At 48.8% G+C, this 26,068-nt stretch carries 24 protein-coding genes; 18 read left to right on the plus strand and 6 right to left on the minus strand.

The genetic code is table 11. The annotated features are described in order from the left end of the window. The first annotated feature begins 2 nt into the window (after nt 1-2). From ACFPYJ_RS18685 to ACFPYJ_RS18725, 9 genes are all read left to right on the plus strand, one after another. Nucleotides 3-1,541, plus strand: a complete 1,539-nt coding sequence (locus ACFPYJ_RS18685) for an N-acyl-D-amino-acid deacylase family protein (protein WP_379189692.1) — start codon at nt 3-5, stop codon at nt 1,539-1,541. A gap of 211 nt (nt 1,542-1,752) precedes the next feature. Then, a complete protein-coding gene (locus ACFPYJ_RS18690; protein ID WP_379189693.1) occupies nt 1,753-2,850 on the plus strand; it encodes an alanine racemase in 1,098 nt (365 codons plus the stop codon). Nucleotides 2,851-2,960: 110 nt separating this feature from the next. Further along, nucleotides 2,961-3,467 carry a RidA family protein gene (locus tag ACFPYJ_RS18695; protein ID WP_379189694.1) on the plus strand — a complete coding sequence of 169 codons (507 nt, stop codon included), beginning with the start codon at nt 2,961-2,963 and terminating at the stop codon, nt 3,465-3,467. A 168-nt stretch (nt 3,468-3,635) separates the two neighbouring features. Beyond that, complete coding sequence (locus tag ACFPYJ_RS18700) at nt 3,636-4,019, plus strand: RidA family protein (RefSeq protein ID WP_379189695.1); 384 nt, start codon at nt 3,636-3,638, stop codon at nt 4,017-4,019. A gap of 97 nt (nt 4,020-4,116) precedes the next feature. Continuing rightward, the gene (locus tag ACFPYJ_RS18705; RefSeq protein WP_379189696.1) at nt 4,117-5,220 is read left to right on the plus strand and encodes an alanine racemase; all 1,104 of its coding nucleotides are present in this window, start codon (nt 4,117-4,119) and stop codon (nt 5,218-5,220) included. 40 nt (nt 5,221-5,260) lie between these two features. Next, nucleotides 5,261-6,151: a dihydrodipicolinate synthase family protein gene (locus ACFPYJ_RS18710; RefSeq protein WP_379189697.1), complete on the plus strand. Its 891-nt coding sequence runs from the start codon at nt 5,261-5,263 to the stop codon at nt 6,149-6,151. Nucleotides 6,152-6,325: 174 nt separating this feature from the next. Further along, on the plus strand, nt 6,326-7,339 hold the full coding sequence (locus ACFPYJ_RS18715; RefSeq protein ID WP_379189698.1) for a zinc-dependent alcohol dehydrogenase: 1,014 nt from the start codon (nt 6,326-6,328) through the stop codon (nt 7,337-7,339). A gap of 120 nt (nt 7,340-7,459) precedes the next feature. Then, nucleotides 7,460-8,224, plus strand: a complete 765-nt coding sequence (locus ACFPYJ_RS18720) for a fumarylacetoacetate hydrolase family protein (RefSeq protein ID WP_379189699.1) — start codon at nt 7,460-7,462, stop codon at nt 8,222-8,224. A 351-nt stretch (nt 8,225-8,575) separates the two neighbouring features. Beyond that, entirely contained in the window at nt 8,576-9,415 is an 840-nt protein-coding gene (locus ACFPYJ_RS18725) for an amidohydrolase family protein (RefSeq protein ID WP_379189700.1), read from the plus strand. 21 nt (nt 9,416-9,436) lie between these two features. Here the strand turns inward: ACFPYJ_RS18725 and ACFPYJ_RS18730 are convergent, their stop codons facing one another. The 3 genes from ACFPYJ_RS18730 to ACFPYJ_RS18740 form a co-directional block, all read right to left on the minus strand. Next, nucleotides 9,437-10,309, minus strand: coding sequence for a class II fructose-bisphosphate aldolase (locus tag ACFPYJ_RS18730; protein WP_379189701.1), 873 nt, complete (start codon nt 10,307-10,309; stop codon nt 9,437-9,439). Nucleotides 10,310-10,339: 30 nt separating this feature from the next. Further along, a complete protein-coding gene (locus ACFPYJ_RS18735) occupies nt 10,340-11,407 on the minus strand; it encodes an SIS domain-containing protein (protein ID WP_379189702.1) in 1,068 nt (355 codons plus the stop codon). Nucleotides 11,408-11,620: 213 nt separating this feature from the next. Beyond that, nucleotides 11,621-11,842, minus strand: a complete 222-nt coding sequence (locus ACFPYJ_RS18740; protein ID WP_379189703.1) for a carbohydrate kinase family protein — start codon at nt 11,840-11,842, stop codon at nt 11,621-11,623. A gap of 148 nt (nt 11,843-11,990) precedes the next feature. On the opposite strand from ACFPYJ_RS18740, the gene ACFPYJ_RS18745 reads away from it, so the two are divergent. Together ACFPYJ_RS18745 and ACFPYJ_RS18750 are read left to right on the plus strand one after the other, a co-directional pair. Then, nucleotides 11,991-12,752: a DeoR/GlpR family DNA-binding transcription regulator gene (locus ACFPYJ_RS18745; RefSeq protein WP_379189704.1), complete on the plus strand. Its 762-nt coding sequence runs from the start codon at nt 11,991-11,993 to the stop codon at nt 12,750-12,752. Further along, entirely contained in the window at nt 12,745-12,876 is a 132-nt protein-coding gene (locus ACFPYJ_RS18750) for a hypothetical protein (RefSeq protein WP_379189705.1), read from the plus strand. The genes ACFPYJ_RS18745 and ACFPYJ_RS18750 overlap by 8 nt, the downstream gene beginning before the upstream one ends. A 574-nt stretch (nt 12,877-13,450) precedes the next feature. On the opposite strand, the gene ACFPYJ_RS18755 is transcribed toward ACFPYJ_RS18750, so the two are convergent. Beyond that, nucleotides 13,451-14,374, minus strand: a complete 924-nt coding sequence (locus tag ACFPYJ_RS18755; RefSeq protein ID WP_379189706.1) for a Gfo/Idh/MocA family protein — start codon at nt 14,372-14,374, stop codon at nt 13,451-13,453. 164 nt (nt 14,375-14,538) lie between these two features. Further along, nucleotides 14,539-15,855, minus strand: coding sequence for an RNA polymerase factor sigma-54 (gene rpoN / locus ACFPYJ_RS18760; RefSeq protein ID WP_379189707.1), 1,317 nt, complete (start codon nt 15,853-15,855; stop codon nt 14,539-14,541). A gap of 183 nt (nt 15,856-16,038) precedes the next feature. On the opposite strand from rpoN, the gene ACFPYJ_RS18765 reads away from it, so the two are divergent. The 4 genes from ACFPYJ_RS18765 (at nt 16,039) to ACFPYJ_RS18780 (ending at nt 21,532) form a co-directional block, all read left to right on the plus strand. Beyond that, nucleotides 16,039-18,753, plus strand: coding sequence for a sigma 54-interacting transcriptional regulator (locus ACFPYJ_RS18765; RefSeq protein ID WP_379189709.1), 2,715 nt, complete (start codon nt 16,039-16,041; stop codon nt 18,751-18,753). Between the two features lie 160 nt (nt 18,754-18,913). After that, nucleotides 18,914-19,405 (plus strand): PTS sugar transporter subunit IIB, encoded by a 492-nt coding sequence (locus ACFPYJ_RS18770; RefSeq protein ID WP_379189710.1) that lies wholly within the window; start codon nt 18,914-18,916, stop codon nt 19,403-19,405. 30 nt (nt 19,406-19,435) lie between these two features. Beyond that, nucleotides 19,436-19,849 carry a PTS sugar transporter subunit IIA gene (locus tag ACFPYJ_RS18775; protein ID WP_379189711.1) on the plus strand — a complete coding sequence of 138 codons (414 nt, stop codon included), beginning with the start codon at nt 19,436-19,438 and terminating at the stop codon, nt 19,847-19,849. A 102-nt stretch (nt 19,850-19,951) separates the two neighbouring features. Beyond that, on the plus strand, nt 19,952-21,532 hold the full coding sequence (locus tag ACFPYJ_RS18780) for a PTS system mannose/fructose/sorbose family transporter subunit IID (RefSeq protein WP_379189712.1): 1,581 nt from the start codon (nt 19,952-19,954) through the stop codon (nt 21,530-21,532). Between the two features lie 266 nt (nt 21,533-21,798). On the opposite strand, the gene ACFPYJ_RS18785 is transcribed toward ACFPYJ_RS18780, so the two are convergent. After that, a complete protein-coding gene (locus ACFPYJ_RS18785) occupies nt 21,799-21,969 on the minus strand; it encodes a hypothetical protein (protein ID WP_379189713.1) in 171 nt (56 codons plus the stop codon). Nucleotides 21,970-22,288: 319 nt separating this feature from the next. Between ACFPYJ_RS18785 and nagA the strand changes: the two genes are divergently transcribed. Genes nagA through ptsP form a run of 3 tightly spaced genes read left to right on the plus strand, consistent with a single transcriptional unit; the run spans nt 22,289 to nt 25,434 of the window. After that, nucleotides 22,289-23,455, plus strand: a complete 1,167-nt coding sequence (nagA, locus tag ACFPYJ_RS18790; RefSeq protein ID WP_379189714.1) for an N-acetylglucosamine-6-phosphate deacetylase — start codon at nt 22,289-22,291, stop codon at nt 23,453-23,455. Nucleotides 23,456-23,472: 17 nt separating this feature from the next. Beyond that, nucleotides 23,473-23,727: an HPr family phosphocarrier protein gene (locus tag ACFPYJ_RS18795; RefSeq protein WP_379189715.1), complete on the plus strand. Its 255-nt coding sequence runs from the start codon at nt 23,473-23,475 to the stop codon at nt 23,725-23,727. A gap of 36 nt (nt 23,728-23,763) precedes the next feature. Then, nucleotides 23,764-25,434: a phosphoenolpyruvate--protein phosphotransferase gene (gene ptsP / locus ACFPYJ_RS18800; RefSeq protein ID WP_379189716.1), complete on the plus strand. Its 1,671-nt coding sequence runs from the start codon at nt 23,764-23,766 to the stop codon at nt 25,432-25,434. Nucleotides 25,435-26,068 lie beyond the last annotated feature (634 nt).

Consider the following 26,068-nt stretch of genomic DNA (forward strand, 5'->3'; position numbering starts at 1 on the left):
AGGTGAATTATGATATTGTCATAAAAAACGGTTTGTTGATCGATGGTTCGGGTGCACTAGGGAAAAAGGCCGATATTGGCATTGTTGGCGATGTGATCATGGCGATCGGCGATTTGCAAGGGGCAGATGCAGAACGGATTTTAGACGCCAATGGTATGGTAGTTTGCCCCGGTTTCATCGATGTGCATGTTCATTCGGAGCTTGCGCTGCTAGGAGGGCCGGACAAATATGCTCCTCTTAAAATGGGTGTGACTACTCAATTGGCTAGCCCGGATGGGTTCTCTTGGGCGCCTTTGCAGCGGAATCTATTGAAGGAAATGAAAGACTATCTTAACGTTTTCTATGATGACGAATGCATTGACATTTCTAAAGATCTGACCTTGGAACGTTTTTTGTCGCTGTTTAAGGGAAATATCCCTTCAAATATTGTCCTACAAGTTCCACACGCTTCGGTCAGGTTGGCGGCAATGGGGTGGAAAGACAGCTGGGCGACGGACGACGAAATTAAAGTGATGGAAAAAATAACAAGAGAATGGATGGAGATGGGGGCGAAAGCTTTTGCCACGGGTTTGGAATATGAACCCATGCGAAGGTCCGATTTGCGGGAGCTGGTCGCTCTATCCAAAGTTGTATCTGAATATGGCGGCATTTATGTCGCGCATCAAAGAGGATACGGTAATAATGTACATCTCGGCTGCAAGGAAACATTTTCCATAGGCAGGCTGGCGGAAATTCCCGTTCACATTTCTCATCTGGCGATTGATCCGCTAGCGGCGGAGCAGGTTGATTACGGTGTGAAACAAGGAGTAGATATTACGTTCGAGATGTACCCCTATCCGGCTGGATGCACACATTTGCTGCTATATTTGCCGGAAGATGCTCAAGTAGGATCGCCCGAAGACGTGAAAGAACGATTGAAAGACAGGGCGTTCCGTGAAAAAATTTCCGTACAAGTGGAGAAGGCGTTTAATCCAATCAAAAACGTCAGGTTCGCCTCGGTACGTACGCCACAGCCGATGGGCTGGGAAGGAAAAAGCCTTGACACTGTTCAGGAAGAACTGGGATTGAACCTGACTGATACTGTTTGTGACATTATTTTGATGAGCGGATTCCGTGCATTGGCTATATACCATTGGGAGGACAAACTTCATCCCTATTTGGAGGCGACATATAAGCACCCCCTACATATGGTAGGAACCGACGGTATTTATATCGGAAACAGGCCACATCCCCGCGGTTACGGCTCGTATCCGAAAATTTTGGGGGAATATGTGCGCGATAACAAGTGGCTCACTTTGGAACAAGCGATCTACAAGATGAGTGGTTTTCCTGCGAAAAGATTCAACATTAAAAGCCGGGGCATTTTAATGGAAGGGAATTATGCTGATATTGTCGTTTTTGATCCGAGTGAAATAGAGGGAACCGCAACTTTTGAACAACCTCGCTCGGAGCCTAAGGGAATTCACCACGTGATGGTAAACGGTCATTTTGTGATTTCGGATGGAATCGTTAAGGATGGTAACTACGGACGTATCCTTTAAATTACTCCTTTGGACGTTGACCATATGAATATGTATTTGTCATACCAAATCATACTTTGAAAAGACAGATGATTCGGCATGCAAACCGCTCACTAAGTCTGCCGCACTTCCAAAATGCTTAAACAACGTTTAAAAATTAGGAGCAGTTATATGAGAAAGCAAACAATGTATACTCCTGAACTATTCTAATATAAGAACAGGTGAAGAGACCATGAAGATTCGTGATGAGCAATTGTTAAGCGATACCCCATTTGTGGCTGTCGACTTGGACGTTATGGAACGGAATATCGAAAGGATGGCCGCTCTTGCCAAGGAAGCCAACGTAAAGCTAAGACCGCATACCAAAACACACAAGAGCCCGTTTATTGCGGCGAAACAGTTGGCTGCAGGCGCTGTGGGAATTACTTGTGCGAAATTAGGAGAGGCCGAGGTGATGGCCGACTCCGGGATCGATGACATTTTGATCGCGTTTCCGCTTATCGGTAAAGTAAAACTGGAACGGTTCAGCAGACTGCTCTCACGAGCTCGGATTATTGCTGCATTGGACGACATAGAGGTTGCCAAGGGAATCAATGATGTCGGTTCATTCCACAAAAGAAAGATCCCCGTTTATGTGGATGTTGACACAGGCTTGCACCGTATGGGAAGGAGTCCCCAGGAAAGTGTTCTTCACATCGCGCAAATTGCGAAGCTCCCATATATCGAGATCAAGGGAGTTATGAGCCATACCGGCCATGCCTATTCGAAATCAACCGAGGAAGAGATCAAATCAGTTGCGGTTCAGGATGCCGAAATGATGTACGAAACCCAAATCGGTCTGGAGAAATACGGAATACATATTGAAGAAATCAGCATAGGGGCAACCGCAACAGCACGATTCATCAATGAAATTCCGCATGCAACGGAAATGCGGCCGGGAATGTATTTGTTTAATGACCGATATGTTATGGATGCAGGTGGAGCCCAGGAAGGAGATTGTGCAGTCCGTGTGTTTGCCACCGTCGTTGCGCGTCCCTACATTGACCGAATCGTCATTGACGCGGGGAGTAAAACCCTAGCGTTGGACCTTTACAAACATGGCGGACATGGTCAAATCTGCAATCATCCGAACTTGATGATTAGCAAGTTATCTGAGGAACACGGAACTTTGCTTGTGGAAGGAGAATCCGATTTAAGAATTGGTGATGTGATTGAAATCATTCCCAACCATATCTGTCCGGTAATCAATTTGGCGGATCAAATTTATGGTTTCAGGCAAGGGGAACTCGATCAGATTATCCCAATTTTGGCAAGGGGAAAAAACAGATAAAAAGTCGACATTTACAAGGCTGAGCGGGCAAGAAGGTATAAAAATACCTGTAGGCTCCGACTCGTCCTGGTTAATGCGCGAGAAAACAACTGTATAAATGGAGGATTCGTATGAACAGAGCGAAGTTGGATCAAATCAAGCAAGAATTGGGTTGGAAACCTAATCACCCGTCCAAAGAATCCTTACCATATATTGGGGTTCGCCTGAATGGTGATAACGCCTATATTTCCGGAAATATCGCTTTTTCCGATGGAGAGGTGCGATATAAAGGAAGAATTGGCAAAGATTTGTCAATCGAAGATGCCAAAAAATCCGCTGCGCTTTCTATGATCAATTGTCTTGATTCGTTCGACAAAGCGTATGGTTTGGAAAACCTTGACAAGGTGCTAAAAGTGACCGGTTACTTATGTTGCACGGAAGATGTAATTGAACAACCGCAGATCATGAATGCAGCCAGTGAGGTTTTGACCGCCGTTTTTGGCGAAGACGGACTGCATGCCAGGGCTGCGCTCGGCATACATACATTGCCACTTGGGGCATCCGTGGAAGTGGAGCTAGTAGTGAAAGTAATTTTACCGTCTGTCTCGCCACTCGCGGCCGAGTGCTCTGAAAACTGATCTGATATTTACAGGAAAACAGGCATTTCGTTCAGCAGGGAGAAGCTTGTAAATCCCGGAAACATGGCGGTAGAATTCATTGGCGCATTTTGGGACTTGATCGAAATTTACGCGCACGGCGATACAGTGGTGTGGAATGGAAAAAACAGTTTTGGAGGATGAAATATCATGAGAAATCCGGTAGTCGCACCTCGGGCTTCGAAAGGCAGTGGACCTTATTCCCAAGGAATACTGGCAGGTGGATTTGTATTTGTATCCGGTCAAGGGCCACTCCACCCTGAAACCGGGGAAATTATAGGAGAATCGATCGAGGAACAAGCGGATCTTACATTGCAAAATATTGAGCATATCGTGGAGGCCGCTGGAAGCTCGCTTGATGATGTAGTGAAAGTAACGGTGTATCTTGCCGATATGTCCGATTTTGACCAATTCAATGAAGTGTATAAACGGTATTTTAGCGCACCGATGCCGGCACGTACGTGTGTTCAGGCCGGACTGGACAACATCCTGGTAGAAATTGATGCGATTGCATTGGTCTCCAACAACGGGTAAGGCGGGAAGAATCGATGCGGCGGTTTGAATACAAGGTCGGTCGTATTGGTCACAGGTGGTTGACGGAGGGCAATTGGCTTTTTAAAAGGAGGGCAGCATGCACAAAAACGATTTGGATACACCTTATGTGTTAATCGATCTCGATAAAATGGAAATCAATCTTGCAACGATGCAAGCAAACGCCGATTCAGCCGGAGTTTCTTTAAGGCCCCACACCAAAACGCATAAAATGCCGATCCTCGCCCATAAGCAGATGGATGCGGGAGCCATAGGGATTACAGTCGCCAAGCTTGGCGAGGCGGAAGTGATGGCGGCAGGCGGCATTAAGGACATTTTGATTGCTTATCCGATTATCGGAGAACAGAAAATCGACCGATTGATCCGGTTAGCCAAACAGACGAATATTATTGTTGCCGTTGACAGCTACGAAGCGGCATCCGCTATTTCCCGCGCCGCATCCAGAGACTCGAATTGTCAGGTTGGAATTGCCGTCGAAATTGATTGCGGATTCAAGAGAGTAGGCGTTGGTCCAGGAGATCCGGCGCTAGATTTGGCAAAGAAGATCGTACAACTGCCGGGAATCCGGTTCAGAGGAATAACCACGTTCGCCGGTCACTCATACGATACCGTCAACGACAAGCAGCTGCATGATATTTCTGCTCATGAAGGACATACGGCAGTAGAGACCGCCCATTTGTTGAGAGAAAACGGAATTGCTGTGGATATCATCAGTGTGGGATCCACGCCGTCTGCGAAATATGCGGCGCAAATTCCGGGTGTAACGGAAATTCGCCCTGGCACTTACATTTTTGGAGATATCATGCAAGTGGCCAATCGTGCGCACCTGCTGCAGAACTGTGCACTTACGGTTAAGGTGACTGTGATCAGCAGGCCATCCGCCGACCGGGCGGTCGTTGATGCTGGTACGAAAGTGTTCACTTCGGATGGTGACGACTCTCCCTTCGGAACGGGCAGGGGCTATGTGGTGGAAAGACCAAGTCTTGTTCTTTCCTGGTTAACTGAGGAGCACGGAATGGTCATAGTCCCTCCGGAGCACCAGGATCTCGCCATCGGAGATACGTTGGAAATCATTCCGATTCATGCTTGTGCCGTCGTCAATATGGTGGATGAAATTGCAGCCGTACGCGACGGAAAGGTCGAAGCGATTTGGCCTGTCTGGGGAAGAGGAAAAGTTCGCTGACTAACATTCCAAAAAACTTAGTTAAGAGAGGAACAATCGTATGACAACTATTAAAGGAAACATTCCTGTCATCCCTACTCCATTATTGAATGGAAAAATAGAATTTGAAGGCTTCGATCGTCTGTTTGAAAGAACGGCCAAGGATTTGCAAGGTTACGTGGTTTGCGGCAGTACCGGAGAGGCACCGGCTTTAACGACTGAGGAACGCATCAAGGTCATAAGCTATACGGCAGATATAATGCCGGAAGGCAAAGAAATCGTCGTCGGGTTAGGACATACCAGCTTGACAGACGCTATTAAAATCGGAACCGCGGCCAAAGAAAAAGGAATTCGTTACGCTTTGGTGCCAAGTCCCTATTATTTTCCGAATTCCCTGGATATGGTAATTGATTACTTCGGTCAATTAGCCGACCATACGTGCCTGGATTTTGTATTTTATGATAATCCGGTGACTACCAAAACCCATTTTACGACCGATGAATTGATTGCCATTGCCAAGGCGATCCCAAATGTTAAAGGAGTCAAAATGACGGATCACAGCTTTGAGAAAATTAGAAATCTCAAGCAAAGAACCGATCTTGTCGTATTCGGCGGCGATGACATTATCGGCTTCCGCGCGTTTGTAGCAGGAGTTGACGGGAGTATGACGATTTCCCCGGTGATTTATCCGGAAGCGTTCCGCGATTGTTGGGAAACGTTCCGAAACGGGGATATAGCCAAAAGTTTCGAGATTTACAGTAATGTCTTCTTGCCGTTTATCAGCATGTTTGGTCCCGGGGATGAAATCCCAACAACGAAGTATTTGTTCCAGAATTTGGGTATTTTCAAAAGCGGCGAAGTGCGCACACCTCTGCTTGCTCCAACGGAGACGAGGAAGAAAGAAGTATTGATAGGCTATGAGCAGGGTCTCAAATCAATCATAAACAAATAAATAAATTGCAAAGTGGACAGTAAAAAAGATAGTACTAGCGCTTGTCTATGCAGTTGGGGATTTTAGAAATGAAGTGTAAAGAATCTGTCGGTTAGTTTCTGTCAACCAGGCATCATATGCAATCATTCCGCAATTTCCAAATCCCAATATAAAGTCAATTTTGGAGGATGACATATGCATGATGAAACCATGAAAGCTTTGGTATACGAAGGTCCGCGCCAGATGAACATTCGTCGACAAGCCATTCCTCAGCTATCGGTTGATGAAGTGCTCATCCGTATAGAGAAAGTCGGCATTTGCGGTTCGGAATTAAGCGGTTACCTTGGACATAATTCGCTCCGCAAGCCGCCACTGATTATGGGGCATGAGTTCTCCGGCGTCATTGCGCGGACTGGCGGAGGCTCGTCACGATTTAAAGAAGGAGACCGGGTAACGGCAAACCCGCTGATCACTTGCGGCATCTGCGACTATTGCAAGGACGGAAGAGCGCAATTATGTCCGAATCGGAGTCTTCTGGGAGCCCATCGTCCCGGTGCTTTTGCGCAATATCTCGCCGTCCCCGAGAAAAACGTGTATCTGCTTGATAACCATCTTTCAATGGAAGAAGGAGCCTTCACCGAACCATTCGCCTGCGCAGTTCATATTTGTCGTTTGCTGCAGTTGTCCCCCACGGACAAGCTGCTTATATTAGGCGCCGGGCCGATCGGTTTATTTACACTGCAGGCCGCTCAAGTATACGGCTTGCGGGATATCGTTGTCGTTGATCTTAATCGTGACCGGTTGGAAATCGTGTCGGAACTTGGTGCTGCAGCCGTTACGAATTTACAGGAGCTCGGTGATGCCGGGGAGGCAAGCTTTCATTCGGCGGTGGATGCCGTAGGTATGTCCGTCACGCGTCAGCAATGTGTTAATGCCGTAAAACCTGGTGGAAAAGTCATATTTACGGGTCTGCATGAGGTTGACAGCAATCTTCCTATTAACACGGCAATCCGCAATGAGATACAAATGACGGGGGCCTTTGCTTATTCGCCGCGGGACTTTGAGATTGCACTGCAGTGGATCCGGGAGGGGCGCGTCAATTTACTGCCTTGGGTGCATCAAGCTCAGCTTGAAGAGGGGGGTCAGTGTTTTGAAAAGCTGATCAACGGACCGGGAAAAATTGCGAAGATTTTATTGGAAATTTCATGATAGGAGATCACGGGAATGAAGTTGCTTCAGTATTATGAGAAACGGGATAAGGATCGCAGTCTTCGATTAGGTGTCTTATCGGATCATGGAACAATATGCAAGATTGCTTTTGAGGGATCCATGAAGGAATTGATCGCCAGTCTTTCAATTTCCGTTGCAATAAGGCGTGACATAGAAAGGGATATGAGGGATGAGCATGCTGCTGTCAGTCTGGAAGAGATTAAGCTGTGTTCTCCGATTACCGACCCCGAAAAGATCATTTGCATTGGTTTAAATTATTATGATCACGTTTTGGAATCCAACATGCAAGTACCTGTGCAGCCCATTCTCTTTCCGAAGTTTAACAATTGTATAGTCGGGCCTGAAGATGAAGTCGTTATTCCGGCGGAAACGAAACAGTGCGATTATGAAGTTGAACTTGCGTTCGTTGTGGGGCGGAAAGCAAAAAATGTTCCGATCGGGGAAGCCATGAATTATGTTTTCGGTTATACCATTATGAATGATGTGAGTGCCAGAGATATTCAATTATCCGAAGGACAATGGACAAGAGGCAAAGCGATCGATTCCTTTGCTCCGATTGGTCCATACATTGTGACTGCCGATGAAATTCCCGATCCGCATGATTTGAGAATATCGCTCACCCTTAACGGAAAGACCATGCAGGATTCCAATACAAAAGAGTTGATATTTAATATACCCTTTCTACTCTCTTTCCTTTCTAGAACGATGACCCTTCAACCGGGGGATGTTATCAGTACAGGAACGCCTCCTGGAGTGGGTATGGGTAAAAATCCGCAAGTTTGGTTGAGCCCCGGTGATGTTACGGAAGCCTACATACAAGGCATCGGCATCCTACGAAATTATTATGCTTTTGATCATACCTGATCAGGGTACCGATTTTCGTAGATATTGAATGGCATTAAACCTCTTGATTTACCTAGGTTTTTCAGTTTCGTTCGACCACAACAACCTTGATGTCATTTGTTGATGTTTTCGTTTAGCGGATCTTGCACGTCAAGAAGTTGGTATATTTCTTGATGTGCTTTTTCCAGTGTGCCTGATACACGGATGTGGTGAACCTACTGGTGCTCATATGTCAAAATCACGGTATTGCGTTGATGAGTGGAAAGCTCGTCAGCAGATCGATGACTATTTGCGATGGCCGCCATTCTGTCATAATTGTTTATCTGATGTATTCAATAAATACGGAGTGCCTTAAGAAAGGGGTTAAGAGCTATGATTTTTGATTGTCATACACATCTGTTTGGACCCGGACAGTTTGGAGGCGCGACTTTAGCCGCCGTCAAGCGGGCGTGGGGAGAAGATAAGGAAATAATCGCCCTTCCAGAACAAAATTGGGATTGCGTCAAAGATTTTGACGGAGCCATTGTATTGGCATTTGATGCGGTTGCATCCGGCATTGCTGTCCCTAATGAGTATGTGGCCGAGTACGTATCCAAGCATCCAGGCAAGCTATTCGGATTTGCCAGTGTCGATCCGAATAAGCTGAACGCGAACAGTATTCTTGAATCTGCTATAAGGGACTTGAACCTGAAAGGATTGAAGCTTGGCCCAATTTATCAAAATTTTTATCCCGATAAAAAAGAGCATTTTTCTCTTTACGCTAAAGCAGATGAATTAAACATTCCGATTTTGTGGCACCAAGGCACCTCCTTTGTTCCGGAAGGATACCTGGATGCATCTCGTCCTGCCATGCTGGATCCAATTTCCAGGGCGTTCCCCAATTTAAAAATGGTCATTGCCCATATGGGACATCCATGGGTCGACGAGTGCATTTCGGTTGTCCGTAAAAATCCGAATCTCTACATGGACCTATCCGCATTGGGAACACGACCATGGCAATTCTACAATGCCATGGTTTCGGCAATGGAATACGGTGTGACCCATAAAATTTTGTTTGGATCGGATTATCCGTTTTTCACTACTCAGCAAACTATCGAATCGTTTCTCAAAATCAACGATTTGGCGGAAGGCACAAAATTGCCGAGAATTCCGGAGAAAACAATCGAAGAGATTATTCACCGCAATACACCGGAATTGTTGGGACTTAAATAAACTGGAGGATGACCTGCACGCTCATCGCCCTTTCGCCTCTGAAGCGCGTCCTGCAGCGCCGCACATGCGGATTTTCTCTTTCACGGCTTCCCGCAGCGCGTCTTTGGCCGGCTTCAAATAATGTCTGGGATCGTCCACGTTTGGTGTGCACGCAAATACCTGCTTGATCGCGTCCGTGAAAACGATTCGCAGCTCGGTGGCCACGTTCATCTTGGCCATCCCTAAAGAAATGGCACGCCTCACTTGAGCTTCCGGAATACCGGAGCCGCCGTGCAGGACGAGCGGAACGTCAACCAGCGCAGCTATGCGGGCGATACGGTCAAAATCGATGTTGGGCTCGCCCTTGTAGATGCCGTGTGCCGTGCCGATAGCAGGAGCCAGTGTAGGAACGCCAGTGTCCATGACAAAACGAGCGCATTCATCGGGGTCCGCCAGCGCAGCGTCGTGGTCGGCTACTGAGATGTCGTCCTCGACACCTCCGACCTTGCCCAGCTCGGCTTCCACGTTCACGCCAATCGCATTGGCCAATTCGACGACACGGCGGGTATCTGCCACATTTGCTTCATAAGGCTTCATCGACGCGTCGATCATAATCGACGTATACCCGGCGCGAATACATTTTACAACGGTTGCAAAATTGGTGCAGTGGTCCAAATGCAGCGCGACGGGAACGTGAGTTTGATCCGCCGCGACACGGGCGGCAGCCGCGATAAATTCCGGACCGAGGTGCTGCACCGTGCCAGTAGTCGATTGAAGAATGACTGGCGCATCCAGTTCGGTTGCCGCTTCGACGACGGCTTGCAGCATTTCCAGAGTATGCACATTAAACGCGGTGACTGCGTAACCTTGAGCTCGTGCGGCGCGCAGCAGAGGAGCAGAAGAAACTAGCGGCATTCGTTTTTCCTCCTAACTAATCGGTTCGTATTAGAGTTTGACGACTTGCGTCAAGTTGCGGGGGTGATCGGGATCGATGCCGCGTTTGAGTGCGGTAAAGTAACCGTAGAACTGCAGGAACGGCAGTGCTGCTGCAGCACGCGCCTCGTCCGCGGCGCCGGGGAGACCGATCTCGACGACGAAATCCGCAAACGCGGTATCCGCGCCAGCAGCGGAGATGACGACAACCACGTGAGCTCCATACTCCTTCATTTCCTGGGCAACCTTCAGCTCAGCCGCCCGCGTACCTTCGGAGACCAGTACCATCATGCAGGTATGCGAATCCACAATGGATTTCGGGCCGTGGCGGAATTCCAGCGTTCCGAAGCTTTCCGTCCACCCCGTCGACATTTCCTTCAGCTTCAAACCGCCTTCCTCGGCGATGCCGAACATCGCGCCTAGTCCCAGCAAGATGGTACGGTCAAAGTGCCTGGATTCAATCAGTTGTTTCGCCAACTGTTCCCCCTCGCGGACCCGGTCGGCTTGGCCTCCCACCAAGTCGGCCATGTCCTGAAGTCTCTCCGCGCTGCCTGCGGCTGATGCGATCGCCGTCTGCACGCCAACGATCATGCTGGCCAGCGATTTGGTCATGACCGTACTTTTCTCCTGCCCAAGCTTGGATACCAGGCAATCTCCCAGGCTGGCCATGGCGCTGTCTCCATAACAGGTTACTCCCGCCACCTGCCAATCCGGCAGCCCTTTCACCGATTCCAGCGCCTGCACGACCTCGGTGGATTCGCCGGAACGGGAAATGCCAAGCACGACGGTGCGCCGGTCATCCCGCGCTACCTGTTTGCGAATAAGCAGCAGATCGGAAGACGACAAAGCGGTCGCTTCCCGGCCGAGCCACGAACGGAAAGTCGCTGCCATGGTCTGGGATTGATAATAAGAAGACCCGGAACCTATGAAGAAGGTTTGCTGTACAGATGGATCCGCCAGATAGGCATTTGTCCAATCCTTTCGACGAAGGGCCTCTTCGCGCGCTTCCGCCATCGCCAGCGGCTGCTCTGTAATTTCGCGGTAGGTCAATGTGCCGCGGCTTTGGTTTGTCGATGTCATATGAATATTCACTCTCCTGATTTCGAATTATTGCCTTGAATCCTCTTATTTCGTAAATTCTTAGGGCCAAACCGTTCCAAACCTTCCCAGCCCACGTCGAATGACGTTGTCAACCCAGCTTCTTTAGCTCTTTGAAAAACGGAGGACCAATAGGGCGTCATCCGTTCCGGAAAAAAATAAGATCCGAAGTGCAGATGGTCGGCTCCGCGAAATTTATCCGCGGGTATCAATTCCGGTAACGCCAAATCGGCTCAGCTCAATTAAAGAGAATCGCCCAAATTCATCATCGCCGACAATGGATATGAATTGGACGTTCAGTCCAAGCCCTGCGAGTCCGGCGGCTGTGATGACAGACGAGGAACCGAGCGCGAAAATGGTCAACCAGCTTTTCCCGGTTCGGCTCGGGACCAGCGTCAATAATAATTTTGTTTTCACTCATTATTAACCATTATTTTGATTGAGTCAATTAATATTTTGATTGTTTCAATCAAAATATTGAACTTGATTTCAGGTTCATGCTATTCTTGAAGTAGAAAAATCCCTCGTGTCAATTGTCTCGAACCACGAGAGAGGAGCGATAAGGATGAGTAAGACCGCTTCCCGACGCAATCACATCGTTCAATATCTCAGGGAGCAAGGAACGATCACCGTTGGGGAAATTATGGAACGTTACGAGGTATCGGAAGCGACGGCCCGCAGAGACCTGGAGGTGCTCGAGCAAGATAAGAAGCTGATTCGGACGTTCGGCGGCGCAGTTCTGGAAACTGTTCGCAAGGAAATCCCTTTCTATCGGAAAATGGAAATCAACTCAGAGCAAAAAAAAGAAATCGCCGCCAAGGCACTGAATCTCGTGCAGAATGAAGATGTGATCGCTCTGACCGGCGGTTCCACCAATATGTTTTTGGCACGCAGGCTGGTTCAGCAACCATTTGAAAGACTTACTGTCGTTACGAATGCGTTGAATATCGCTTTCGAATTGGCCGGCATCCCCGGAATTGAATTGATAGTGACCGGCGGCGTGAACCGCACGCAAAGCTATGAGCTCTCCGGTCCGATGGCGGATACCACGCTGGAGCGGATTACAATCCAAAAAACATTTCTTGGCGCGGACGGCGTCGACCTGATGCGTGGATTAACGACCTTTAACGAACTGGAAGCGAATACGAACCGGAAAATGATTGAACAGTCGCTGGAAATCTATGTCCTTGCCGACCATACGAAGCTGAATCATCGTTCATTGTTTCTGATCGACGGGTGGCAGGCAATTACCGCATTGGTGACCGACAGCCAAGTCCCTGCGGATATCAAAAAGCCCTATTCGGAAGCGGGCATTCGATTTGTATAAAAAAGTGAAATGGCAGGACCCTCAGTTCCAGCAGCCCTATGTGGACATCGATAATGGCGGGATCAGCCGGTACGACATCGGTACATCCACGGCGGATTCGAGGGTACCAACACCAGATTTATGATTTAGTTCGAGAACAGAATTGGTCGGTTTAGATTCGGCATCAAACTGAAACAACGGGCACGATAGCGGGGAGCTTGCACCGAGCAGCTCCCTCTTTAGTTTGTTATAAAGTAAAGGGTAGAATTGTTCAACAAAATTGAATTCATAAATAAATAGGTATTCGAGGGAATATATAGTAAAGTGGAATGGAACTAATTTGCAATAAAGGGGATAGTTAGGATAGTGAATACAGGCTGGAGATAACGTTAGTATTAGTCATTTCAATGCTTCTATACATGACCACAATGGCAACCGCAGCAGCGAAAAATGCGCTTATTGTTAACGGTGTGGTTGAAAGAGTCGAGCCGGGGGTTATTAGCGGTAATACCAGTGGAAACGTGAATGAAACGGAGCCAGAAATAACGCTGACAATTCCACCGGCGGATACAAACGTTACCTATGCAAATTGCACCGCGGTTAAGGCGTCCTTAGATCTGCTGGCTAGAAATTTTAAAAAATTAGAACCCGTGAAGGATTAATTAGGTCTGAACGAAGTTCCGTTCAGGACCTAATCAATCAGGATCGAGAGAATGCGATTATGGCACCAGCTTCTCCACGAGGAAGTGGGTGTCAAGCACCAAATCCGCGCGAATCGTACACGTTTCGGGCGAACTCAGGCTCGCCAGAAAATGATCCACCGCTCCGGCGAAACCGCGGCGCTGCAGGATTGTATCCCAAGAGCCGAACGTTAGATTTTGCGGCAGGCTGTCCTTGGCATATAACGACCCCGTTTCCAAATTCACGACCTCTGCCGATCTTCCACCGCCGTGCAGCTCCAGCTTTTCAAGGTCGGTTCCAGCAGAGCGCGCCATGCTGTAAACGCCCGTAGCCGCTCCAAAACGGAGACTTCCCGAAGCGTACAACATTTTGCCAACATCATCCGCTTTGAGCTCATTCGCAGTGACCCGATAATCGGTGCCACCAAGCCATAACAGCAGATCGAGCATATGGATCAAATCGTCGTAATACGTTTGTTTTGCACCTTGATTTTGTTGCTTTATCCGATGCTTTTGCACGCTGCACCAATCGAAGCCTCCGCCTGCATCGACCCACGCCTTCGCTTCCACATACAGTGGCGCGAATCTGCGGTTAAAGCCGACGCCCAGCACGACTCCCCGCGCTTCCGCTTCTTTCGCCATGCGCTTCGATTCCTCTAGTTGATAAGACAACGGCTTGTCCACATAGACGTGGATCCCCCGCGAAAGACACTGCATCACAAGCTCGTAATGCGTGTCTGTCGGACTATGGACAAACACCGCATCAGGCTCTAATTCGAGCAGTTTTTCAAGCTCCGTGAAACCGGCTTGAACACGAAACTGCTCACATGCGACGCGAACGGTGGATTCCTTTCTGCTTACCAAGCCAACAAGCTCCACCTCTTCATGATTTGAAAGGAGCGGCAGATACACTTTGCTCGCAATATTTCCAAGCCCGACGATGCCTATCCTTGTTTTCCCCATCGTTCATCTCCACCATTCTTTCTGTGTAGTACAAGCTTATTTCTGTGGTACTAGTTTACAATTTGGCTCTACATAACTCGTGATGATTAGCTTGTATGATCCAAGCTTCAACCGCCAATTATCCTATAGTAATTCTTTTTACAGTGCTGCGTCAAAAAAGGCGTTTATATTTGGCGGCGGTAGATGGCGGATAAAATATTCATTTCGTCACGGTATTTGGCTACAGTTCGCCTGGAAATGACAAATCCTTCGTCTTTCAGAAGCCCGGTAATTTGTTGGTCCGAATAAGGGGTGGTTTTATGTTCCTTTTCGATGATTGCTTTTATGTGAAGCTTTACCTGCCGGTCAGAAGCGGAAGCGGATTCATCCGATTGCGTGCCGATTTGTTGCGCGAAAAAATAGTGTAATTCGAATAAACCCCATGGCGTTTGTACGAATTTGTTTTGTACAGCTCGGCTCACCGTGGAGAGGTGCAGCCCGGTTGCTTCCGATATTGTTTTTAAATTCAGCGGCTTTAAAGCGGTTGGCCCCTCTTTCAAAAATTGTTGCTGTTCATGGCAAATGGAACCGATCACGGAAAGCAGCGTCTTTTTTCGCCTTTTGACATTTCGTACGAGATCCCAGGCCTCCTGCCGATTGGTCCGGTAGTAGGCAAACGACTCCGGATCGTCTTGCAAATGGGATCCGGTTTCGGATTCGAGATGCAGGGACAGGGTGGGGTATGCTTCGCCGTTCAGACGCACGGCAAAATGCTCGCCTTCCCGGAAAATAATCGCATCAGCGGCAATATAAACCGAAGGAGACGCGGCATAAGCCAGACCTGGCTTCGGATTCAACGTTCGGACATAGTTCAAAATTTGTTTCAAGGTAGGAATGGGAATTCCGGAATCGTCCGCAATTTGCTGCCACCTGCTTTTGGCCAGATCGGATAAATACCGCCCCACAACGATTTTTGCGTCAGGGGGAGCAAGCGGGTTCCGCTCGATCTGCAGCTGTAAACATTCCGGCAAGTTCCTCGAGGCGATGCCGGCAGGCTCTAGCGATTGCAATATGGTTAGGACTGATTGAACATCCCCCGGCTTGCAGCCGAGCTGCAACGCGGATTCTTCCACAGAAATGCGGAGATAACCGCATTCGTCCAAATTGCCCGCCAAAAAGAATGCGATTTTGCGTTCGATTACCGAAAGGGAGACGTAAGCAAGCTGCCCTACTACTACATCTTGCAGCGTTGGTGATTCTTTAGGGATGTTGAATTGGGGTTCGCGGCTGTCCAGGCTCGTCTTGAGTCGGGTGTTTCGGCCGTACCCCATCAAATGATCGGAATAGGTAAGCTCCAACAACGGGTTATTAATTATGGCTTCCTGTAAAAAGGAAGCTAGTTCGGCTTCCGACATGCGCAGCATATCGATGCCCTGCTTTAAGGCATTTGTGAGTTTGAGCTGTTGGATTTGGGCAGCGGCAAGTCCGTAGCTAAGCTTCACCTTAATCAACTCCTTTGATGTCACAATTAAATGCTAGCACAGGCTGTCTTTTGTTGTCTATGCTCTCGTGTCATGTTTCCTAACAGAATTTATTTCCTCTTGAAGATATCATTGATCATTGATTGATCTTAAAGTTAAATGTAATGTTATATAACGAATATTGTTAGGGAGGAGCAAGGGGCTTTGCGCATACACAAAGTTTTGGAAATTGTTCGGCGGATTGCTCCATCAGGTGGTTCACTAGGGGTTACGGCCGATGAGGTTGCTGAAGCCGCCGGAATTTTAAGGCATAATGCTAGCGCCGATTTGAATGAGTTAGTTCGGGAAGGGCTATTGCGCAAAAGCGGAGGCCGTCCTGTGCGGTTTGTATTAACAGATAAGGTAGACGATTCGAAGCTTTTACAAACAGATGCCCCGGAAGATCAGGATGCGGCATCTCATTCTTCTTCTGAGTTTTTCCATAAGCAAGTCATAGGAGCTAAAGGAAGCTTGCGTGCCGTAATCGAGCAGCTCAAGGCGGCAATGTTGTATCCTCCACACGGATTGCCTACTTTGCTTCTCGGTCCGACAGGTTCCGGCAAAAGCTATTTGGCCGAAAAAATGTACCAATTTGCTGTCCAAGCCGGTCGTCTGGCGCCGAGTGCGCCATTCAACGTGCTCAACTGCGCTGATTATGCTGCTAATCCTCAGCTTCTGCTCGCGCAATTGTTTGGTTATGTGAAAGGTGCTTTCACCGGAGCCGAGCAGACGACCGCCGGGCTTGTCGCGCAATCGGAAAACGGCGTGTTATTTTTGGACGAGATTCATCGCTTGCCGCCGGAAGGTCAGGAAATGCTGTTTTTGCTCATGGATCGCGGCGCTTACCGAATGCTTGGCGACGGGGCGACTCAGCGCCAGGCATCCGTCAGGCTAATTGCCGCAACTTCCGAGGACGCGCGTTCCGTGCTGTTGAATACGCTGTTACGCCGTTTTCCCGTTGTTCTTACGTTGCCCGATGTAAACGTTCGTCCACTTCAAGAAAAGTTGGCATTGATCGAATTTTTCTTGAACGAGGAAGCGACAAGGGTAAGCATTCCCATCTCGGTAAGTCCGCTGGTATTAGTCGCGTTGATGACTTTCCATACGACCGGCAATGTAGGAGAACTGCATAGCGCCGTCCTTCTCGGTTGCGCCAAAGCTTTTCTAAATTACCTGGCGGCCGCCAGCAAGTCCAAATACATGCCGCTCGTGCTGACCAATTTGGCGCCGCAAATTCAATTGGAATATTTGCGAAATCACCAAGATTCGATGAAAGCTGAGCAATTGGTTGGGGTGGAAGATCGTATTTACTTGCCGGCACACAATCAGACGACATATTTAGACGATGGCAGGTCAATGGACCTGTACAAGGAATTGAATCGGCGCGTGCGCGGTTATTTAGACAGCAGCTTGGAGCAGGATGAAATTCTACAGCTCATCCGAATCGATGCCGACTACTATTTGCGGCGGTTGCACCGGCATGAAAGCGGAACGTATACGATGCAGGAACGTTTGCTCGTTGTCGTCGCTGACTTTGTGGAGGAAGCAGGCAAAGAGCTTGGGGTAGGCTTTGATCCCGAGGTGACAACTGGGATCGCTCTACATCTGGCGGCGCTAACGCAAACGGAACAATTCGATTCGGAAGAGATACTGGATCTGGTTGCGCATTGCTCGCGCGAATTCAGTGTGGTGCGGCTGTTGGCAGGCCGTTTGGAAGAAGGTTTGAAAATCCGGCTTTCATCCGGGGAGATCAGTTTTCTTGCCTTTTTTTTAGCGGGCCACAAGCGTGAGGCAGAACCTCAGCAAATTAAAGTATTGGTCATTGCCCATGGAGAGCATACAGCCAGCAGTATGGCGGAGGTGGCCAACGAGCTGCTGTTCGAAAAAAAGGTGAAGGCGCTAGACATGCCCCTAAGCCAGAGCTTGGAAAGTACGCTTCAGCTTGCCGCTCAACGCATTAGAGAAATGGGGAAAATCAAGGGCGTATTGTTGATGGTGGACATGGGTTCATTGACGGGCTTCGGTGCTCTGCTCGAAAAGATGATAGGGATTCCGGTGGCTGTTATTCCGTTCGTCACGACGGCTTCCGTTGTTGAAGCGGCGCGATTGTCCGATAGCGGCCAGATGGATCTCCAGCAAATGGTGGAAGCCATAAAGCAAGTGTACAATTTTGAAACAGTCCTTCCTTTGCCTGACGGAAAACGGATGATTATTACTACATGTCTAACTGGTGAAGGCACGGCCAGGAAACTTGCGGCGTTTATTAACGAAGCGCTGCCCGCGAATCTTCGGGACAATATTTTGGTACACGCAGTCAACTTGGACAACGGCTCTGAAATTACCAGCTTGTATTTGGAAGGCTGGCGCAGAACCGTAATTGCAGCGGTGGGTACCGTTAATCCTCATTTGCCGGGTGTGGTATTCATCGGAATGGATCAAATCCTGTTCGGAACCGGTATGAAAACGTTGATAGAATTGACGGCTGAAGGACAGCTAGAGGCTGACGATACAGACGGTCTGTCCAAGGAGGAAGCGATATCCCTCGCGAGCCGGTTCGTGACGGATTATATCGAAAGCAAGGACGGAGAGGCCTACTTCAGCGGAGCCGTCGCGTCCTTGGAACGCCTGGAGCAAGCGCTTGGCATGTCCTTGCGGATAAGTCAGGCGGTCCGCTGGGTCATTCATTTGTCCTTTGCGTTGGAGCGGCTCAATACGAACGGGCTGATTATGGAGTGCAGCGATCTGGAATATTTGGAACAACAGCACCACGCGTTATTGGATATGATCCAGTTGTCGGTCACGCAAGCTTGTAAAAGCGTGTCCGTAACGCTTCCTCGTAGCGAAATCGGGTATTTGGCTTTGATTGTCTTGTCGGAATAAGATACTAAGTTTATTGCGTCTTTGTAGTGTCTTGGAATTCCGTGTATCGGGATTCAAAAAACTACTCGTTTTTACACGAAAACAGCCTTAGTGTCTTGGCACAATATTTGCTTAATAATTAGACAGAAAGAAAAAAATAGTGAAGCGAGGGAAAATGATTATGAACAAATTAGTTCTTGTACGCGTCGATGATCGAATGATCCACGGTCAAGTCGCCGTTGGCTGGACGCGCTTTGTGGGAGGCACCTATATCCTGGTGGTGGATGACGAAGTCGCTCAAGACAACACGCAAAAGATGCTGCTCAAAATGTCCACGCCCGTCGGAGTGAGATCTTCGGTAGTATCGGTATCGGAAGCGGTCACTCAACTAATGTCCGGGAAATTGAAGAACGAGAAACTGATTGTCATCGTGCGCGGACCAAATGCTCTTCTTGGATTAATCGAGGGAGGCATCCCGCTGCCTAAAGTGAATATCGGCAACGTCCGCGTGACGGAGGAGCGCGAACGATTGACCAAAGAAGTCGCAGCTTCGGCAGAAGAAATAGAAGAATGGAGAAAACTGGATGAGACCGGCGTCGTATTGGAGGCTCTTTGGCTGCCGGGCGGTTCCGCGACGAATTTCAATCAAATCATTCGGTCCTACAAAAAGTAATTTTATTTTCATGATAGGGAGAGAGACAAGTTGAAAGGTATCATAATTGTAACCCATGGCAAACTGAGCGAATTCATGTTGGAAAGCGCCTCTATGTTCGTTACCAACACTGAAGCTGTGCTGCCGATTTCCTTTGTTCCAGGGCAAGGAGTGGAAGATTTGATCGTTTCGATTCGCGAAGCGCTTACCCGGTTTACTTCCGGCGATGGTGTACTGGCGCTGGTTGATTTGCCAGGAGGAAGTCCGGCAAGGGCTGCAGGTACGGTGTTGAGTGAATCGAGCGAGCTCCTCGAAGTGGTCTCCGGCGTGAATTTGCCGATGCTTGTCGAAGTGCTGATGCTGCGAGAGTCAATGTCACTGCCGGAGCTTGCGGAATATGCGGTGGCTTCCGGAAACGATGGTATCGTCAACGTCGGTAAAGTCCTTCGGGGAGGTGATTCCTGACCTGATCTTGTTCAGAGCGAAAAGAGCGAAAGGCTGCATGGGGAAGGTATTAACACTCGCTAACAATGTTTATCACATCATTCGACTAGAGGAGAATTGAGAATGTCCATTGGAGTATCTTTATTGTTAGCTTGCTTGGCTGGGTTTGCATATTTTTCCCGCCGGTTTATGGGGGACTTATTCTTAGAGCGTCCGATTGTACTGGCGCCGTTAACCGGACTCATTATGGGAGATTTCCATACTGGATTGATCATCGGAGGATCTCTTGAGCTTATTTTTATGGGCGCCTCGAATATCGGGGGGAGCGTGCCGCCGAACTATACCATTGGAAGTGTTCTAGGTACGGCTCTCGCCATTTCTTCGGGACAGGGCATCGAAACTGCTCTTCTCATCGCCGTGCCTGCGGCGCTGCTTGGAGTATTCTGTGAAGTAATTGCAAAAACGGTCTGCGTATTTTTCGTGAACGCGGCCGATAGAATGGCGGCTAATGGCAACGATAAGGGAATTTCGCGAATGGTACATCTAGGCAATATCGTGCATTTTCTCGCTGACGCAATACCGACCTTTATTGCGCTGCAGCTAGGAGCCGAGGCAGTAAGTTTAATTACCAATGATATTCCTACTTGGCTGAAAAGCGGCATGGCCGTAGCTGGCAACATTTTGCCTGCGCTCGGATTCGCTTTGCTGCTCACCACATTGGCTTCGCCTAGCTTGTTCCCATTCTTGTTCATCGGTTTTATTATTGCGGCGTACTTGAAAGTCGGAGTACTCGGCGTAGCGCTGCTAGCGATCATGTGCGCGATCATCATGCAGGCTCGTAAAAACAACCAAGACGAATACGAGGACATGAACGAGGGAGAGGAATCGACCTCGCTGGCCACATCTGTGTTGAGCAAGAAAGATATGCGCCAGCTGTACTTCCGTTCATTCTCTATGCAATCGGCGTTCAGCTTCGACCGGATGCAGGCGCTAGGTTTTACGTGGGCGATGATCCCGATTCTCCGCAAATTGTATAAGGATAAAAGTGAAGAATTCAAAGAAGCATTGAAACGCCACATAATATTCTTCAATACGCATCCGTGGCTTCCCGGTCCAATCTTAGCCCTCACCACCGAATTAGAAATCAAGAAATCTCGTGGGGAAGATATTGACACGAAAGCAATTCAAGGGTTGAAATCCGGATTGATGGGACCTATTGCCGGAGTCGGCGATTCGATGTTCCATGCCACGCTGCGACCGCTCGTGGGGGGCATTGCCGCTTCGCTCGCACTGCAAGGAAACCCAATCGCGCCGCTTCTGTTTTTCGTTGTCGTCAATGCCGTTCACCTGTACGTACGTTGGTACACGATGAAAAAAGGATTCGAGCTCGGCGATCGGATTTTTGGCGTTATGTCTTCTGGCGGCATTCGCAAAATTATGGAAGGGGCCACGATGACCGGCCTGATGGCGCTTGGCGCACTGATCGCCACATGGCTCAATGTGACCACTCCGCTTAAATATACGGTGCAGGAAGCATCGGTCTCGATTCAATCGATGCTTGACGGTATTATGCCGAAATTGCTGCCGCTTGCTCTGACTCTGCTGGTGTTCTGGCTCATTCGCAAACGCGTTAAGACAACGACAATCATGCTTGGCTTAATTGTTGCAGGTCTTGTGCTAGGCGGATTCAAAATTCTTGGGTAAACAGCAACGAATTGGAACTGGGAACATGGAAAGGTGAAACGTTGCACGAATTCGACTGTGCCATAACAAGGCTAACGGCATCATGCTGTGAGGCTGGCTGCAGCCTTGGATACAAGGACATTTCGTGTTTACTGTCCGCCGCAGAGATCATGTACAGTTGGTATCCGTTGAAGTACGTTTCTCTGGCGCTGTCCCGACACGAGTCATAGTCGGGTTGGGAGTAGAGAAGAAGATAGTTTCATTCAGCTATACCGCGGGAACGACAATCACAAGTCGGTTTGTCGGGGATAGGCGGAAGTAACGACCGATGTACCGTCACCGGCGGTGCAAGGCGCCGTGATATCCCCGAACAAACCCGAAATCGCAGAAACCGTAACAATCTGGGTGAAGAAAATGAAACAACCGGTAAGCAGGTAATGCTGTTTTCTTGTCGGCATGACGCCTCATCCACTCCACCAGGTGTTTTGCGCGATTTTGGAGAATTTCTGGATTTGTCCAGTGTTTTTAGAGAAATTAGCCACAATTTACAAATAAGTTTTCCCAATTCAAAATGTGGTTGAAATATAAAATCCCCCTACAAAAGTACCGATCGTCGGTTTGATGCATGGCATCCGGTCGGATCCTCCGAGCAAGCGCTAAATGATACGTAAATTCATACAGCGGCAGCATTGAAAATTTGGGGCTGATCAGTTCCGTCAAAGCCGTTATCTGTATAACATAGAATTCCCGAACTTGGATAACTGGAGGTAATAAAGCATGGCTACAGTTGCTCTGACCGGCGGTCTCATTTTATTACCGGACGGAAATTTTGAAAAAGGCTCTGTGCTCTTCAATGGAGACAAAATCAGCGGTGTTTCGACAGGAGATCTTCCCGGAGATGTAGAGCTCATCGATGTGACGGGCTGCACAGTGGCTCCCGGATTTATCGATACGCATGCCCATGGGGCTTTGGGCCGCAATTTCATGGAAGGAAGCCGGGAAGCGTACAAGACGATATCGGGCCATAAGACGAGCGGCGGGGTGACTTCCTGTCTGGCGACGACCACCAGCGCTTCGCTTGAAAATACGTTATTTGCGCTCCAATATGCCTCTTCTGTTTATCGCAGCAACGAGATCGGGGAGATGGAATTGCTGGGCGTTCATTTGGAGGGGCCCTTTGTTAATCCGGCCTATCGCGGCGCCCATATGGAGGAATTTGTGCGCCAGGCGAACATCTCCGAGCTTGAAGCGATTTGGGAGGCGGCCGGCTCCGCTTTGCGAGTCGTCACCTTGGCGCCGGAAGTGCCCCTCGGCTTAGAGGCTGTCCGCTTTTTGAGCGAGCGTGGGGTGAACGTGTCGATCGGCCACAGCGGCGCATCCTACGAGGAAACGAAGCAAGCGATCAGCAGAGGAGTGAGTCGGGCGACTCATTTATTTTCGGCTATGATTCCGATTCATCACCGAAATCCTGGGGCAATTCCAGCATTGTTCGAAGCTGCGAACGTTTTTTTGGAAATGATTGTGGACGGCCATCATATGCATCCGTCGATTGTTGGTATGGCGGTTCGGCAGGTTGAATCCCATCGACCTGTTATGATTACGGATTCTGCTGATGTAACGGGTTTGCCTGACGGCGCCCACAGACGTTGGGAAGGGTTGGAAGTCGTGATCGATAAAGGCACCTGCCGTACCCTTTCGGGAGGATTGGCAGGCAGTATCATGCGGATGGATCAAGGCGTGAAAAATTTGGTGGAGCTGGTCGGACTACCGCTATCGTTGGCTCTGCGTATGGCATCGGAAAATCCGGCCCGTTCGATCGGTGTTTTTGAAAGAAAAGGATCGCTGGAAGCCGGGAAAGACGCTGATATCGTCGTCCTGAATCCCGATCTTACAGTTTTGATGACTATCGCCAGAGGACATATCATATATGACGCTAGAGTATAAATAGGAGGCATTAACGTATGGAACGACAAGTAACCATGAATCATTCTGAAGGATTCCACGCAAGGCCGGCTTCGGATTTCGTCGAGGCGGCAATCCAGTTGAAGAGCAAAATTGAAGTCGTGTTTCAGGATAAAACGGCGAACGCCAAGTCGATGCTAAGCTTGCTGAAACTAGGAATCGAACAAGGTCAAAGCGTTGTGCTTCGAGCCGAGGGTCCGGATGCGGAAGAGGCTTTGGAGACGCTTGGCAATATATTTGAAAATAAGCAATAAAGAGTAGACGTGTTAAATAAAGAGGAGGATTTCCGGGTGAACTTGAATGGGATTGGAGCAGCTAAAGGATTAGCTGTAGGACCTGCTGTGGTAATACGCGAACTTCCCCCGGTAAAACGCAATAGTATTTCTCTAGGTGAAGTCCCTGCCGAAAAGGACCGCTTGACAAAAGCTATGGAGCGCGCCGGCAGCGAACTTGAGGAATTGAAAAATAGGCTTTCACCTGAGCTGCAGGGCATCATAAAGGCACAGCTCCTGTTCATGAAAGACCCTGACCTTATGTCATCTATTGAAGCATGTTTAGAAGACGGGAAAAACGCCGAATGGGCAGTAGAGGAAGCCGCCGACGAATTCATCGAGGCCATCTCGATGCTGTCGAATGATTATTTAAAAGAACGCGCCGGGGATGTTAAGGATTTTCAAAGACGAGTGCTCGCGGCGTTGATGGGGTTGCCGGCTCCGTCGATCGATCTCACTCGCCCATCCATTTTAATTGCCAAAGATTTGACCCCATCGGATACGGCGGCGTTGGATGTATCTATGGTGCTCGGATTTGCCACCGAAGCGGGCGGGCCGACATCCCACTCGGCGATCATCGCGCGGTCTGCCGGTTTTCCGGCTATCGTAGGCGTGGCTGATTTGTTAAATGTGATCAAAGATGGGGATACTGTAGTACTAGAAGCATTTTCAGGCGAAGTGCTCGTCAATCCCCCAGATGATATAAAAGCTTCCTACACAGCCAAGATGGAAGATAACCGTAGACAGCTTCTGGAATCAAAAAGAAACAAAGATTTGCCGGCCGTTACGTTGGACGGCCGGGAAGTCGAGCTGGCCGCCAATATCGGCAGTCCGCATGATGCCGCGCTTGCGCTGGAGTGGGGTGCCGCAAGCATCGGTCTTTTCCGCACGGAGTTTTTATACATGCAAAGTAACGAACTTCCATCCGAGGAGACGCAATACGCGGCCTACAAGAAAGCAGTCGAAACCATGTTGCCCCGTAGTGTGATTTTCCGGACGCTGGATATTGGAGGAGATAAGGCTCTTCCTTACCTGCAAATGCCTCCGGAAGAAAACCCGTTTTTGGGGTACCGAGCGCTTCGGCTATGTCTGGATCGCCCCGACTTGTTCAAAACTCAGCTTCGCGCCATTTTACGGGCGGGGGAGCACGGCAACATCAGGATCATGTTCCCGATGGTGGCCACTATCGATGAATTGCGCCGCGCGAAAGAAATGCTGCGGGAGGCGGCGAACGAATTGGGGTTAGCCAGTCTTCCCGAGATCGGGATCATGGTTGAAATCCCGTCAACCGCCATCATGGCCCGTACGTTTGCGGAAGAAGTCGATTTCTTCAGCATCGGCAGCAACGACCTCATTCAATATACGGTGGCGGCGGATCGGGGAAATAAATCTGTCAGCTATTTATATCAATATTTAGAGCCATCGGTTCTGCATTTGATCGCCAATGTCATTGAAGCGGCCCATGCCGCCGGCAAATGGGCGGGCATGTGCGGAGAAATGGCGGGAGATCCGCAGGCCATTCCGTTTTTGCTAGGTCTCGGTCTCGATGAGTTCAGCATGAATGCGCCGGCATTGCCTGAAGCAAGAGATTTGATTCGCTCGCTTTCCTTGGTCGAATGCCGCAAGCTGGCAGAGCGCGCTCTGAAGTGCCGGAGTGTCGAGGAAATCCAGGCGCTCATTGCCGACTAAGGCGCGGAAAGCGTTATTAGGTCGCATTGGATCAGCAGTATGTAGCGGTCCAATCCTCGGGCAATGAAATCGATGTGAATCCGGCATCGAAGAAAGCCAAGCATCGGTCAAACAAGGTCCCAAGGGAAAGCATCCCTGGGACCTTGTTTGCATTCAAATATTTTGAAAGAAATCTCTGGAAAATAGGACGGATTTGCCCGTGTTAAACATTAAACTTAACAAAATGCACAATTTGTTAAGTTGGAAATATGCTAGTTGATTCTGGATTAGTGGTTCTCTATTAGCTTTAAATAAGTAGTATTTAATGAGTGTAATTAAGTCAATTACCATATAGTACGTATTTTCCATTATGTCACGTTTAAGATTATCCGAAGGGAACCATATCATAAGTGAGGCGGAAAATAGGGATGTGGTGAAGCTCGGAAGTGTTGTGCTTCGGGGATTTTTCCCCTTGATCTGCAGAGGGATTTCGGAGAAGTCGTATCAGGCAGACAACTTCTTCGAGCCTAAGTCCTGACGAAAAAATACCATTTATTCCCTTTGCTAAAAAGTCTTAAAACGGATAGAGGATTTGTTTAAATCATAATAAAATAGTATTAGTATTAAAGAACAGTAAGCGCATTTTCTTATTAAA

Source organism: Paenibacillus solisilvae (genome assembly GCF_042656405.1).
GTDB classification, from domain to species: domain Bacteria; phylum Bacillota; class Bacilli; order Paenibacillales; family Paenibacillaceae; genus Paenibacillus_Z; species Paenibacillus_Z solisilvae.